This window comes from Streptomyces sp. AgN23 (genome assembly GCF_001598115.1).
In the GTDB taxonomy this organism is placed as follows: Bacteria; Actinomycetota; Actinomycetes; order Streptomycetales; family Streptomycetaceae; genus Streptomyces; species Streptomyces antimycoticus.
Map to the genome: position 1 here is coordinate 8,948,894 of NZ_CP007153.1, position 12,483 is coordinate 8,961,376.

General features: G+C 73.3%; 11 protein-coding genes and 1 pseudogene. 4 read left to right on the top strand and 8 right to left on the bottom strand.

From position 1 onward, the window contains the following. Window positions 1–59: 59 nt before the first annotated feature. Window positions 60–1,199 (top strand): annotated as a pseudogene (locus tag AS97_RS38760) (PLP-dependent transferase); the annotation flags it as partial. Here the strand turns inward: AS97_RS38760 and AS97_RS38765 are convergent. Then, window positions 1,141–2,403 carry a GNAT family N-acetyltransferase gene (locus AS97_RS38765; protein ID WP_059145843.1) on the bottom strand — a complete coding sequence of 421 codons (1,263 nt, stop codon included), beginning with the start codon at window positions 2,401–2,403 and terminating at the stop codon, window positions 1,141–1,143. The pseudogene AS97_RS38760 and the gene AS97_RS38765 sit on opposite strands and share 59 nt — an antisense overlap. 123 nt (window positions 2,404–2,526) lie before the next feature. After that, on the bottom strand, window positions 2,527–3,060 hold the full coding sequence (locus AS97_RS38770) for a DUF1990 domain-containing protein (RefSeq protein WP_086708391.1): 534 nt from the start codon (window positions 3,058–3,060) through the stop codon (window positions 2,527–2,529). 195 nt (window positions 3,061–3,255) lie between these two features. On the opposite strand from AS97_RS38770, the gene AS97_RS38775 reads away from it, so the two are divergent. Beyond that, window positions 3,256–4,845: an alkaline phosphatase D family protein gene (locus tag AS97_RS38775; RefSeq protein ID WP_210566543.1), complete on the top strand. Its 1,590-nt coding sequence runs from the start codon at window positions 3,256–3,258 to the stop codon at window positions 4,843–4,845. Between the two features lie 109 nt (window positions 4,846–4,954). Here the strand turns inward: AS97_RS38775 and AS97_RS38780 are convergent, their stop codons facing one another. After that, the gene (locus AS97_RS38780; RefSeq protein WP_125756778.1) at window positions 4,955–5,785 is read right to left on the bottom strand and encodes an alpha/beta hydrolase; all 831 of its coding nucleotides are present in this window, start codon (window positions 5,783–5,785) and stop codon (window positions 4,955–4,957) included. A 153-nt stretch (window positions 5,786–5,938) separates the two neighbouring features. Further along, on the bottom strand, window positions 5,939–6,685 hold the full coding sequence (locus tag AS97_RS38785) for an SDR family oxidoreductase (RefSeq protein ID WP_059145891.1): 747 nt from the start codon (window positions 6,683–6,685) through the stop codon (window positions 5,939–5,941). Window positions 6,686–6,886: 201 nt separating this feature from the next. Between AS97_RS38785 and AS97_RS38790 the strand changes: the two genes are divergently transcribed. Beyond that, window positions 6,887–7,633: a GntR family transcriptional regulator gene (locus AS97_RS38790; RefSeq protein ID WP_059145839.1), complete on the top strand. Its 747-nt coding sequence runs from the start codon at window positions 6,887–6,889 to the stop codon at window positions 7,631–7,633. A 100-nt stretch (window positions 7,634–7,733) separates the two neighbouring features. Here the strand turns inward: AS97_RS38790 and AS97_RS38795 are convergent, their stop codons facing one another. Beyond that, window positions 7,734–8,954: an ROK family protein gene (locus AS97_RS38795; RefSeq protein WP_059145838.1), complete on the bottom strand. Its 1,221-nt coding sequence runs from the start codon at window positions 8,952–8,954 to the stop codon at window positions 7,734–7,736. Window positions 8,955–9,103: 149 nt separating this feature from the next. Here AS97_RS38795 and AS97_RS38800 point away from each other — a divergent pair, with 149 nt between their 5' ends. Beyond that, window positions 9,104–9,544: a hypothetical protein gene (locus AS97_RS38800; RefSeq protein ID WP_059145837.1), complete on the top strand. Its 441-nt coding sequence runs from the start codon at window positions 9,104–9,106 to the stop codon at window positions 9,542–9,544. 40 nt (window positions 9,545–9,584) lie between these two features. Here the strand turns inward: AS97_RS38800 and mug are convergent, their stop codons facing one another. The 3 genes from mug to AS97_RS38815 form a co-directional block, all read right to left on the bottom strand. Further along, window positions 9,585–10,127, bottom strand: coding sequence for a G/U mismatch-specific DNA glycosylase (gene mug / locus AS97_RS38805; protein ID WP_086708395.1), 543 nt, complete (start codon window positions 10,125–10,127; stop codon window positions 9,585–9,587). Window positions 10,128–10,135: 8 nt separating this feature from the next. Beyond that, window positions 10,136–11,569: an adenylosuccinate lyase gene (purB, locus tag AS97_RS38810; RefSeq protein ID WP_210566544.1), complete on the bottom strand. Its 1,434-nt coding sequence runs from the start codon at window positions 11,567–11,569 to the stop codon at window positions 10,136–10,138. Between the two features lie 130 nt (window positions 11,570–11,699). Next, window positions 11,700–12,470 carry an SGNH/GDSL hydrolase family protein gene (locus tag AS97_RS38815; protein WP_059145834.1) on the bottom strand — a complete coding sequence of 257 codons (771 nt, stop codon included), beginning with the start codon at window positions 12,468–12,470 and terminating at the stop codon, window positions 11,700–11,702. Between the last annotated feature and the right edge of the window lie 13 nt (window positions 12,471–12,483).

The following is a 12,483-nucleotide window of genomic DNA, read 5'->3' on the forward strand; positions in this document are numbered from 1 at the left end:
CCATCACACGATCGAGCTAAAGCGGGCTCACGCTCACTCCTTGGTCAGCGGTTGGCAACCCCTCGTACGACAGCTGCCAGGAGGCCGCCAGGATCGACGCTTTCGCCGCCACCGGCGCCCGGCCGGACGGCCCGCCCGTCTACGCCCGCCTGGACAATCCCACCGTGGCCCGCTTCGAGACCGCCCTGACCCGGCTGGAGGGCACCGAGAGCGCGGTCGCGTTCGCCAGTGGTATGGCGGCGCTCAGCGCGTGTCTGCTGGCGCGCGGGGCCCAGGGGCTGCGGCATGTGGTCGCGGTCCGCCCGCTGTACGGATGCAGCGACCATCTGCTGGACGCCGGGCTGCTGGGCACCGAGGTCACCTGGGTGGATCCGGCCGGGATCGCGGCGGCGATACGCCCCGACACCGGTCTCGTCATGGTGGAGACCCCGGCCAATCCGACGCTCGCCGAAGTCGATCTGCGGGCCGTCGCCCACTCCTGCGGCACGGTCCCGCTGCTCGCGGACAACACCTTCGCCACACCGGTGCTGCAGCGCCCGGCCGAGCGGGGCGCGAGCGCCGTCCTGCACAGCGCCACCAAGTACCTCGGCGGACACGGCGATGTGATGGGCGGCGTGGTGGCCTGCGACGAGGAGTTCGCCCGGGCGCTGCGTCAGGTGCGGTTCGCCACCGGCGGGGTGCTGCATCCGCTCGCCGGATATCTGCTGCTGCGCGGACTGTCCACGCTGCCCGTACGGATGCGGGCCGCCTCGGCGACCGCGGCCGAGCTGGCCCGGCGGCTGGCCACCGACCCCCGGGTGGCCCGCGTCCACTATCCGCGGATCGGCGGGGCGATGGTGGCCTTCGAGACCCACGGCGATCCGCATGCGGTGATCGCCGGAGTGCGGCTGATCACCCCGGCGGTCAGCCTGGGCAGCGTGGACACCCTCATCCAGCACCCGGCCTCCATCAGCCACCGGATCGTGGCCGAGGGGGACCGCCACTCCTCGGGGATCGGCGACCGGCTGCTGCGGATGTCCGTGGGGCTCGAGGACGTCGAGGATGTGTGGCGCGACCTGGACCAGGCGCTCGACGGCGGCCCGGCCGGGCGCGGCGCCCACCGGGCGCGACCCGCGGCCCACGGCGACGTCCCGGCCGGTGTCAGCGCGAGTGCGGCAGCGGGGGGACCGGTGCCGGTGCCGGGTCCAGGCGGGCGCTGATCACCAGCGTGCCCTGCTCGATCTGGTAGTCCAGCGGCAGTTCGAGGGAGCGCATCGCGGTCACCATGCCGGTGTTGGCCGACTGGGTGACGGCGTAGACGCATCCGTAGCCGGTCTCGGCGGCCATCGCGACCAGCCGCCGCAGCAGTTCCCCGCCGACACCGCGCCGCTGCCACTCGTCCTCGACGATCAGCGCGACCTCGGCCTCGTCCCCGTCCCACAGCAGATGGCCGAGGGCGACCAGCCGCCCGGAGGCGGTGTACGCGGCCAGGGTGCGGCCGAAGCGCGGGCTCAGCAGATGGGCGAGGTAGCGGTCGGCGTCGCCGACGGAGCCGTGGTAGCGCAGCCCGAGCGTCGCGGGGGAGCAGCGGGCGTGCATCTCCCGGGCCGCGGCCAGGTCGCCCACGTCGGCGCGGCGCACGGTGATGGCGTTGCCCTCGGGCAGCGTCAGCACATCACCGTCGTGCGGGATCCGCGGGCCGAGCCGGGCGTCCAGCTCGACCAGCGCGCGGGCCCGGGCGAACTCGGTCGGGGTGAACGGCAGATACGGCCGCTCGATGATGATCGCGCCGCCGGACGGGTCGCGCAGCCGCATCACGGTCTCCTCCAGGACACCTTCGGCCGGCGGGGTGCTCTCCAGGGAGCGGCCGCTGAAGGACTTGGCGGGAACCGAGTGGATGGTGCAGCGGCCGAACAGCTGGCGCAGGGCGAGCGGGAGTTCGGCGGCGTCCAGGGCGGTGCGGGTGGCCAGGGTCAGCGCCCGGGTCGGGGCGTCCACCAGGTCGTGCGCATCGGCCCGCTCGACCCAGGTGTCGCTGCCGCCCGCGGCCGCGACGGCGTCGCTCAGCTCGGTGGACGGCAGGGCCTCGGGCGCGCGCAGCAGGAACTCGTCCACCGTGCCGTCCGTCAGCGGATGGGTCTGCAGGGCCAGGATGTCGACCCGGTGCCCGGCCAGCGCCGCGCACAGCGCGGCGAGGGTGCCCGGCTCGTCCCGTACGGTCGCGCGCATCCGCCACAGCGTGGTGGCCTCGGGGTCCGTGGTCTCCGGGGCGCCCGCGGCGTGGGCGGTGTGTGCGTCGGCCGCGGGCGAGGGTGAGGTGCCCGGCGGCGCGTGGTCCTGGCGCCGTGACCACCATGCGACCAGCTCGTGCCGCCAGCGGGGGCGGCGCGGGGACGGGGGCTCGGGGGTCGCTCGAAATGTCATGCAAACACCCTCGCGCAAAGGTGTTGCGTGATCACGAACGGACTGTGACCTATGGGTTAAGGGCGCATCTGATAACAGAAGCTTATTTTGTCCGAAATCAAAAGGTTGAAGTCCGGGGTTCCGTCACCCTACCGCCCACCTGCGCAGTACCCTGCCGCAACGCCGTGCGTACGCCCGCTGGAAGAGCGGCACCAGCGGCCCGCCGGCCCGGCAGAGCCAGGAGTCCGGGCGGCTGAACGCTGTCACCGTCAGCACCACCGAGCCATCCGGCTCCAGTTCCACCAGGAACGACTCCTCGCCGCGTTCCGGATGGCCGGGCAGCGTGCCGTACGCGAAGCCGGTCCGGGTCTCCTCCGCGACCGTCCACACCACCTCGCACGGCGCGCGCAGCCGCAGCCGTCCGATCCCCAGACCCACCACGACCGGCCGCCCCGGGGTGGCGACCGGATCCGCGGCCCGGATCGACACCCCCACCGCCCGGTGCATCCGCCAGTCCATGACCGCCCGTCCGGCCGCCTCGAACGTGCCCCGCCCGTGGCCGACACGGGTTGGCACCCGCAGATGGCGATAGCCGGCGGGCAGCGGCCACCGCCGGGTGGCGCCCACCTCCGGATAGGTGAGACGGGAGGCCGGGCCGGGGGCATCGGTGGATCCCATGCCCCTACGGTACGCGGCGGCCTTACGGTGCCCAGCGCGGAAACGTGGCGCCCTTACGGCGACTTCTCGGGGACGGCGCGCGGGGCACTTCCCCGGTGCGGGCGCCCGGTTATTCACTGGGCGTTCGTACGAGCGGCATCTTGCACCGGTAACAAACACCACAGCACAGCAGTTCTACGAGCGATGGAGGGCACCATGGGGCGGGAATCCGGCAGAGGGATCGGACGGCGCACGGTACTGCAGGGGTCGGCGGCCGCGTCGGCGGCGCTCGCGGTGCCCGCCGTGGCGTCGGCCGCGTCGGCCGCGTCCGGCGCGCCCGCTCAAGCGCTGTCGGGGCGTCCGAGCGCCCAGTGGGGCGTGCAGGTGGGCGATGTGACGACGTCTTCGGGGCTGGTGTGGGTCCGCTCCGACCGCCCGGCCCGCATGATCGTGGAGACGTCCGCGACCGAGTCCTTCGCGCGGGCCAAGCGGTGGCGGGGCCCGCTGGTCGGCCCCGGCACCGACTTCACCGGGCGCACCGCGCTGCACGGCCTGCCCGCCGGGAGCCAGGTGCACTACCGGGTGCTGCTGGCCGACCCGGAGGACCCGCGCCGCACCAGTGAGGCGGTCCACGGCACGTTCCGTACGGTTCCCGAGCGCCGTAAGGACGTGCGCTTCGTGTGGTCGGGCGATCTGGCGGGGCAGGGCTGGGGCATCAACCCGGACCACGGCGGCTACCGCGTCTTCGAGGAGATGCGCCGCCGCGAGCCGGACTTCTTCCTGTGCAGCGGCGACAACATCTACGCCGACGGGCCGATGACCGAGACCGTCAAGCTGCCCGACGGTTCCACCTGGCGCAATCTCGTCACCCCGGAGAAGACCAAGGTCGCCGAGACGCTCGACGAGTACCGCGGCAACTTCCGCTACAACCTCCTGGACGCCGCGCTGCGCCGCTTCCACGCCGAGGTGCCGACCATCACCCAGTGGGACGACCACGAGGTGCTCAACAACTGGTACCCGGGCGAGATCCTCGTCGACGACCGCTACACCGAGAAGAACGTCGACGTGCTGGCCGCCCGCGCGCGCCAGGCGTTCGCCGAGTACTTCCCGATCAGCACGCTGCGGCCGGACGCGAGCGGCCGCGTCTACCGGGTCCAGCGCCACGGCCCGCTGCTGGACGTCTTCGTGCTGGACTGCCGCACGTACCGCGACGCCAACTCGCCGAACCGCCGGCCGGAGGACGCCCAGGGCATCCTCGGCGCCGAGCAGCTGAGGTGGCTCAAGCGCGAGCTGTCGCGGTCGCGCGCGGTGTGGAAGGTCATCGCCTGCGATATGCCGCTGGGCCTGGTGGTCCCGGACGGGGGCACCGACTTCGAGGCCGTCGCGCAGGGCGACCCGGGCGCCCCGCTCGGCCGTGAGCTGCAGATGGCCGACCTGCTCCGGCACATCAAGCACCGCAAGATCACCGGCACGGTGTGGCTGACGGCGGACGTCCACTACACCTCGGCGCAGCACTACGACCCCTCGCGGGCGGCGTTCAAGGACTTCGCGCCGTTCTGGGAGTTCGTCTCCGGTCCGCTGAACGCGGGTGCCTTCCCCTCGGTGAAGCTGGACGGCACGTTCGGCCCCGAGCAGCCCTTCGTCAAGGCGCCGACCGTGGCGAACGTCTCGCCCGCCGAAGGCTTCCAGTTCTACGGCGAGGTGGACATCGACGGTGACAGCGCCGAGATGACGGTCCGGCTGCGCGAGGACGGCGGCAAGGTGCTCTTCACCAAGGTCCTGCGGCCGGGGCTGGTCGGCCGGTAGCCCTATGCGGCGCGGTACGCGGCCCCGTGCGGAACACCCACGGGGCCGCGGACCGGGCGGCGCGCGGGAGCCAGCGGGAGATCCGGGGTGCCGGGCGGGAAGCCGCTCGTCAGCGGCTGCCGTCCAGGATGACGCGGGCGACCAGCGCCGGGTCGTCGTTCATGGGCACGTGGCCGCAGCCGGGGAGCCGGACCAGCCGGGCGCCGGGGATGACCCGCTTGGCGCGGACGCCCTGGCGGCGCGGCAGCACCCGGTCGCGCGAGCCCCAGGCGATGGTGACCGGGATCTCGGGGATGTCATGCGTGAACAGCTCGGAGTCTCCGGCGGCCAGCGTGGCGTCGAAGCCGACCGCCTCACGCATCGCCCGCGTCTCGGCGACGACCGCGGCCGGTGAACGCCGCGCGGGCCGGGCGTAGATGGCGCCGGTCAGCGCGGCCCGTCCGGCGGCGCCGCGGGCCAGCCACGCCACCAGCGGCGGCGGCAGCGCCCGCGCGCCGGCTCGCATGACGGACAGCACGCCGAAGGCGTAGCGGCGCTCGGCCTCGTTCCAGAACTGGGCCGGGGACAGCGCGGTGACGGACCGTACGAGTCCGAGCCGGCCCAGCTCCAGGGCGAGCAGCCCGCCCAGCGAGTTCCCCGCCACGTCGGGGCGCTTGACGCCAAGGGTTTCGAAGAGCGCGCCGAGCACCCGTATGACGCCGTCGAGGTCGTAGGGGATGCCGTCGGGCAGTGCGTCCGACGCCCCGAAGCCGGGCAGATCCACGGCGATCACCTCGCGCTCGACCGCGAGGATGTCCAGCACGGGCTCCCACGCCTGCCAGTGGTGGCCGATGCCGTGCAGCAGCACCAACGGCCGCCCCGCGCCGCGCCGTTCGTGCACGACCCGGGCGGTGCGGGGGCCGCCGGGGGTGGCGACGGAGAAGGAGAGGGACGCGGGCATGGGATGGCTCCTCGCGATCGGCGTTCGGGCAGGCGCGGATGCGGCGTATGAGACAGCATGTCAGTAAGAGTTACCGGAGGGTAGCCCCGGTGCGCGGTGCGCGGTGCGCGGTGCGCGGTGCGCGGTGCGCGGTGCGCGATGCCCGCGGCGCGGCTACAGCCCGCCCGCGACCCGCAGCACCGCGCCCGTCGTGTACGACGCCTCCGGCGACAGCAGCCACGCCACCGCGCCCGCGATCTCCTCCGGCTCGCCCGGGCGCCCCATCGGCACCCGCCCGGGGTTGCGCCACGGCCGCTCGGGGTCGCCCATCCGTGCGTGGATGTCGGTCAGCGTCATCCCGGGCTGGACGGAGTTGACCCGGATCCCCTCCGCCGCCAGCTCCTTCGACAGCCCGACGGTCATCGCGTCGACCGCCGCCTTGCTGGCCGCGTAGTGCACATACTCCCCGGGGCTGCCGGTCGTCGCCGCGCCCGAGGAGATGTTGACGATGGCGCCGCCCTGCCCGCCGTGGCGGGTGGACATCTCGCGTGCCGCCCGCCGGGCGCACAGCAGGGCCCCGGTCACATTGACGTCCACGACGCGGCGCATCACCTCCGGCGAGGTCTCGGTGAAGCGGCCCAACGGCCCCGTGATCCCCGCGTTGTTGACCAGGCCGGTGATCGGGCCCAGCTCCTCCCGCACCCGGTCGAACATCGCCTCGACCTGATCCGCGTCGCTGGTGTCGGCCTGGACGGCCACCGACCGCACACCCTCCGCGCGCACCGCGGCCGCCCACCGCTCGGCCGCGTCCTGGGCCCTCTCGTAGCCGATGGCGACGCTGTGTCCGGCGCGGGCGAGCCGCACCGCCACCGCCGCGCCGATACCGCGACTGCCTCCGGTGACCACCGTGACCTGGTCCATGCCCATCCGCGTGCTCAGCTCCCGCCCCGTAACGCATTTCGTTCCGACGGTCACCGACGATAACCGGTCACGGGATTGGTCTTGACCAAGTTCGCACGCCGCCTTATGGTCACATTGATACTGCAACAACCTTTAATAAAGAAGCGCGCATAACTGTGAAGGCGCGCAGGACTGTCGGCCGGCGGAATCAAGGGGGACAGCGTGGGGACCACGCAGCTGGAATCGGTGCCCGAGCCCAAGTACTGGCATCTGAAGACCGTGCTCAGCGACGCGCTCGACTCGGAGTTCGCGGTCGGGGAGATCCTGCCCAACGAGCGTGAGCTGGCAGCCCGCTTCGGCGTCGCCCGCGCCACCCTCCGCCAGGCCCTCGAGCAGCTCGAGCTGGAGGGCAGGCTGCAGCGCCGCCGCGGCGTCGGCACCACCGTCGCCCCGCCCCGCGTCGGCGTCGCCGTCGGGGACTACGCCCACGGCTGGACCGACACCTCCGGCGAGGACACCTGGCAGACCGTGGACAGCACCGAGGCCGTGCCGCCCGCCGAGGTCGCCCGGCTGCTGGAGCTCGCCCCCGACGCCCTGGTCCACCGGGTGCGCCGCACCCGGATGACCCACGGCCAGCCGCTCGCCGCCGAGCTGCTGTACGTACCGGCCGAGTCCGTCCCCGGCCTCGCCGCCATCGACACCCCCAGCGGGCTGGCCCGCGCCCGCGCGGTGCTGCGCGAGCTGCGCCGGCTGGAGCTGGAGGGCCGTGAGCAGTCCGTGGAGCTGGGCTCGGCCCGCGCGGACGACGCCAAGGAGCTCGACCGGCTGCCCGGCGCTCCCGTCCTCATCGTGACCACCCGCTATGTGGCCGAGGGCCGCATCGCGGCCGTCGCCGTGGCCACCTACCGGGCCGACACCTGCCGGCTCACCTTCGGTGACGCGGCGGGCGAGGAGCTTCTGGCGGGCTGATCCGGGCCCGTCCCGCGGCGTGGGCCCGGCGCATCGTGCGGGGCGCGCCGCCGCTGCGTACGCACTCCGCTACCCGAAACGGCCCGCCCCGCGTCCAGTGTCAGCGGCTCGCGCGGCGGGTCGTCACCGTGCTGTCGACCGCGAAGAGCTCCTGCTCCACATGGTCGAGGGCCAGCCGCAGCGCCCCCGTGGTCACCGCCGCCTCGCCGAGCAGCGAGAGCGTGACCTCCGGGGCCCGCAGACAGTAGCGGGACAGCTCATCGCGCAGCGGGGCCAGCACACCGTCCAGTCCTGCGGCCCAGCCGCCGACCACGACGACCTCGGGGTCCAGCGCCAGCACCAGGGCCGCCGTGTCGTGCACCAGCCTGCGGACGAAGCGGTCCACGGCCGCGCGGGCCCGTACGTCGCCGTCGCGGGCCAGCGCGAAGACACGCGCGACCTGCGCCTCGTCCAGTGGGTTCAGCGGCTCCCCGGTCGTGGAGAGCACCTCCTCCGGGGCGGCCTCGCGGCCCAGCAGATGCAGCGCCCCGATTTCCCCGGCGGCGCCGCCGAAGCCACGGTGGAGCCGGCCGCCGATCAACGACCCGGCCCCCGGGCTCAGCCCGGCCAGCACGAAGACCACATCGTCCGAACCGGCCGCCGCGCCCTTCCAGTGCTCGGCGACCGCCGCCGTGTTCGCGTCGTTCTCCACCAGCACCGGACAGCGGAAGGACCGCCGCAGCCGCTCGCCCAGGGGCAGCCCGGTCCAGCCGGGGAGCGCGGTGCACAGATGGACGGTGCCGTCGGCCTCGACGATGCCGGGGCTGCCCACTCCGACCGCGCGCAGCGAGAACCGGGCCACCCCCGCGCGCCGCAGCAGATCCGCGACGGCGGTGCGCACCCGCTCCAGCCGCTCGTCCGCCGATGCCTTCTCCGAGACCTCGCGCACAATCGAGCCGAGGGCGTGTCCGTCGAGGTCCGACAGGAGCGCGGCGACCCGGTGCGCCCCTATCTCTATGCCCAGCAGATGCCCGGCCTCGGCCCGGAAGCGGAAGCGGCGCGCGGGGCGTCCCTGGCGGCGGACCCCGCCCTCCTCGGCGGGCACCTCGACCACCAGACCGCTGTCGGCCAGCCCGTCGATCACGCCCTCGACGGTGGGCCGGGACAGCCCGGTCACCCGCGTGAGATCGGTGAGGCTCGCGCTTCCGGCACAGCCGCCCGCGTCGTCCGGGCCACCCTCGGTGGCCACGCCGGACGCGGTCGCCGCGCGCAACGCGTGCAGTACCACGGCGGAGTTGATGCGTCGCAGCAGAGACGGATCCCCGCCGGTGAGCCGCCCCAACGTCGGCCTCCCTCCCAGTGCGTATCTGCCGGATCGTATCCGCTGGGCGCGGAGGCGGCGAGTGCCTGCTGCCGGCTCGGGCCGCCCGGCCGTCGCGCGGGCCATCTGACGGACGGCCAGATGTCCGACCTACGCGGTTTACTGACATCATGACCAGTACGGCGGACCATGTGGCCACGATCGATCAGCTGCGCGTGCGGGAGTTCCCCGCGCAGCGGACCGCCGACGGGCGGGTGGAGAGCGGCCCCGGCTTCCATGTCGCCGACCTCCGGGTCAGCGAGGACTTCTGGGACGCGGATCTGAGCCGGGTCGAGGAGGTGCTGGAGGAGTTCGAGGCCGAGCTGAGCGCGCTGGACCAAGCGCTGACCTTACGGTGGGGTGTCCCCGACGTCCTCGACCTCACCGACTCCCTGGAGCGCTCGGCGATGGGCGAGCCGGTGCCGCCTCCGTTGGACACCCTGTGCGGTTACGTACCCGAGCTGCGCGTCTGGCGTGTCGACGGCCGCTGGGTCGGCCTAGGGGTCGGGCAGGGCGACCGCGAGCTGCCTTTCCAGCTGCTGGTGGCGATAGGGGAGGAGGGGACGATATGACGCCCTCCCGCCGGCCCCTTCCTCCGGCCTCGGCGTGCGCCTAGCCGTCCGCCTCGGCGGCGGCGCGCAGGCGGCCGTACTCCTCCGCCATCGTCGCCAGTGTCCAGTGCGCGTTGAGCCCGCTGGGGTTCGGCAGGGCCCAGATGCGGGTGTTCCCTATCGTGCGCGTCTGCGGGCCGATCTTCGCCTTCTTGTCGCCGAAGGCGACCCGGTAGGCGGTGACCCCCGCCACCGCCAGCCAGCGCGGCCGCAGCCGGAGCACCTTCTCCTCCAGGATCCGGCCGCCCTCCCGGTACTCCTCGTCGCTCAGCTCATCGGCCCGCGCACTGGCGCGCGCCACCACATTGGTGATGCCCAGGCCGTAGCGCACCAGCTCCGTCTGCTCGGACGGGTGCAACTGCCTCGGGGTGAAGCCCGAAGCGTGCAACGTGGGCCAGAAGCGGTTGCCGGGGCGGGCGAAGTGGTGGCCGGTGGCGGCTGTCATCAGCCCGGGGTTGATACCGCAGAAGAGGACCCGCAGACCGTCCCCGACCACATCGGGGACGAGACGGTCGCGGGCGGCCTCCCGTTCGGCGGGGGTCATCGCCGACGTCAGAGGATCGAGCCGGGGCTGTAGGCGGCGGCCTCCGGACGCTCCTTGACGATCTCCTCGATCCGGGCGACCACCGCGCCCACCTGGTCCGCGGCCGCGCCCGTGAAGGAGAGCTTGTCGTCCATCAGCGCGTCCAACGCGGCCCGGTCCAGCGGGATCCGCTCATCGGCGGCGAGCGAGTCGAGCAGCTCATTGCGCTCGGCGCCCCGCTCGCGCATCGCCAGGGCCGCGGCCACCGCGTGCTCCTTGATCGCCTCATGGGCGACCTCGCGGCCCACCCCGGCCCGTACGGCGCCCATCAGCACCTTCGTGGTGGCGAGGAAGGGGAGGTAGCGGTCCAGCTCACGGGCGACGACGGCGGGGAAGGCGCCGAACTCGTCGAGCACGGTCAGGAAGGTCTCCAGCAGCCCGTCGAAGGCGAAGAACGCGTCCGGCAGCGCGACCCGGCGCACCACCGAGCAGGAGACGTCGCCCTCGTTCCACTGGTCGCCCGCCAGCTCGCCGGTCATCGAGGCGTAGCCGCGCAGGATCACGGCGAGGCCGTTGACGCGCTCGCAGGAGCGGGTGTTCATCTTGTGCGGCATCGCGGACGAGCCGACCTGGCCGGGCTTGAAACCCTCGGTCACCAGCTCGTGTCCGGCCATCAGCCGGATGGTCTTGGCCAGCGAGGACGGGGCCGCGGCCAGCTGCACCAGCGCGGTGACGACGTCGTAGTCCAGCGAGCGCGGATAGACCTGGCCGACGGAGGTGAACGCCTGCCCGAAGCCCAGGTGGCCGGCGATCCGCCGCTCCATCTCGGCCAGCTTCGCCGCGTCGCCGCCGAGCAGGTCCAGCATGTCCTGCGCGGTGCCGACCGGGCCCTTGATGCCCCGCAGCGGATAGCGGCCCAGCAGGTTCTCCAGCCGCCCGTACGCCACCAGCAGCTCGTCCGCCGCGGTGGCGAACCGCTTGCCGAGCGTGGTGGCCTGCGCCGCGACATTGTGCGACCGGCCGGCCATCACCAGCTCGGCGTGGTCGGCGGCCAGCTTGCCGAGCCGGGCCAGCACCGCGACCGTACGGTCCCGCACCAGCTCCAGGGAGAGCCGGATCTGGAGCTGCTCCACGTTCTCGGTGAGGTCGCGGGAGGTCATGCCCTTGTGCACCTGCTCATGGCCGGCGAGGGCGTTGAACTCCTCGATGCGGGCCTTCACATCGTGGCGGGTGACCTTCTCGCGCTCGGCGATCGAGGCCAGGTCGACGGTCTCCAGAACCCGCTCGTAGTCGGCGAGGGCGGCGTCCGGCACCTCGATGCCGAGGTCCTTCTGGGCGCGCAGCACGGCGAGCCACAGCCGCCGCTCCAGCGTCACCTTGTACTCGGGGGACCAGAGGACGGCCAGCTCCGTGGAGGCGTAGCGGTTGGCCAGGACGTTCGGAATGCGCGGCTTACCAGTCACGTGCACAGAGTCTACTGGCCGTCCTCGCAGGCCAGACCGGTGGCCGAGGGATCCCTCCGCAGGGCCCGGGGCGCGGACGGGCGTGGGCCCTGCACATCAGTGACCCATCAGGCTGCGGATCGGCTGCGGATCAGTCCTCGTACGGCAGCAGCTCGGCACGCTTGGGGGCGCGCCCGTCACCCGAGGAGCGGCCGGTCAGCCGCCTGCCGATCCACGGCCCGAGATGCTGGCGGGCGAACCGCACATCCGAGGTGCGGCGGGCTATCCAGCCGACGGGCACCGCGGGCGGCAGGGGCGCGTCCCAGTCGGCCTCCGGCTCATGGCCCAGTGCCTGCCATACGGCCTCGGCGACCCGCCGGTGCCCCTCGGCGTTCAGATGCAGCCGGTCCTCGTCCCACATCCGGGGGTCCCCGACGGACTGGGAGGCGAACAGGTCCACGACGGTCGCGTCATGCCGTGCGCCCAGCTCGTCGATGACCGAGAACAGCCGCTCCAACCGTGGCTCGAACCGCGCGAACACCGGCCCGCGCCGCCCCGGGCTGCGCATCAGCACCAGCCGCTTGCAGGTGGGCGCCAGCCGCTCGACGGCCTCTTCCAGCAGGGCGCACACCCGGCCCACATCGCATTTCGGCCGCAGCACATCGTTCAGCCCGCCGACCAGGGTCACCAGATCGGCGCCCATGGCCGCCGCCGGGCCCGTCTGCTCCTCGACGATCTGCCCGATCAGCTTGCCGCGGACCGCGAGGTTGGCGTAGCGGAAGCCGGGGTTGCGGGCCGCGAGCCGACCGGCGAGCAGATCCGCCCAGCCTCGGTAGGTACCGTCGGGGAGCCGGTCCGACATTCCCTCGGTGAAGGAGTCGCCGACCGCGACAAAGCTGCTGTAGGTGATGTTCGTCTGCATGGCGCAGGCGATC

Bases quoted from the DNA above. Each gene is read 5' to 3' on its own strand.
- AS97_RS38800 (WP_059145837.1), top strand. From the start codon at position 9,104: ATGACCAGTACGGCGGACCATGTGGCCACGATCGATCAGCTGCGCGTG.
- AS97_RS38765 (WP_059145843.1), bottom strand. From the start codon at position 2,403: ATGACATTTCGAGCGACCCCCGAGCCCCCGTCCCCGCGCCGCCCCCGC.
- AS97_RS38815 (WP_059145834.1), bottom strand. From the start codon at position 12,470: ATGCAGACGAACATCACCTACAGCAGCTTTGTCGCGGTCGGCGACTCC.
- AS97_RS38780 (WP_125756778.1), bottom strand. From the start codon at position 5,785: ATGCCCGCGTCCCTCTCCTTCTCCGTCGCCACCCCCGGCGGCCCCCGC.
- AS97_RS38785 (WP_059145891.1), bottom strand. From the start codon at position 6,685: ATGGACCAGGTCACGGTGGTCACCGGAGGCAGTCGCGGTATCGGCGCG.
- AS97_RS38770 (WP_086708391.1), bottom strand. From the start codon at position 3,060: ATGGGATCCACCGATGCCCCCGGCCCGGCCTCCCGTCTCACCTATCCG.
- AS97_RS38775 (WP_210566543.1), top strand. From the start codon at position 3,256: ATGGGGCGGGAATCCGGCAGAGGGATCGGACGGCGCACGGTACTGCAG.
- mug (WP_086708395.1), bottom strand. From the start codon at position 10,127: ATGACCCCCGCCGAACGGGAGGCCGCCCGCGACCGTCTCGTCCCCGAT.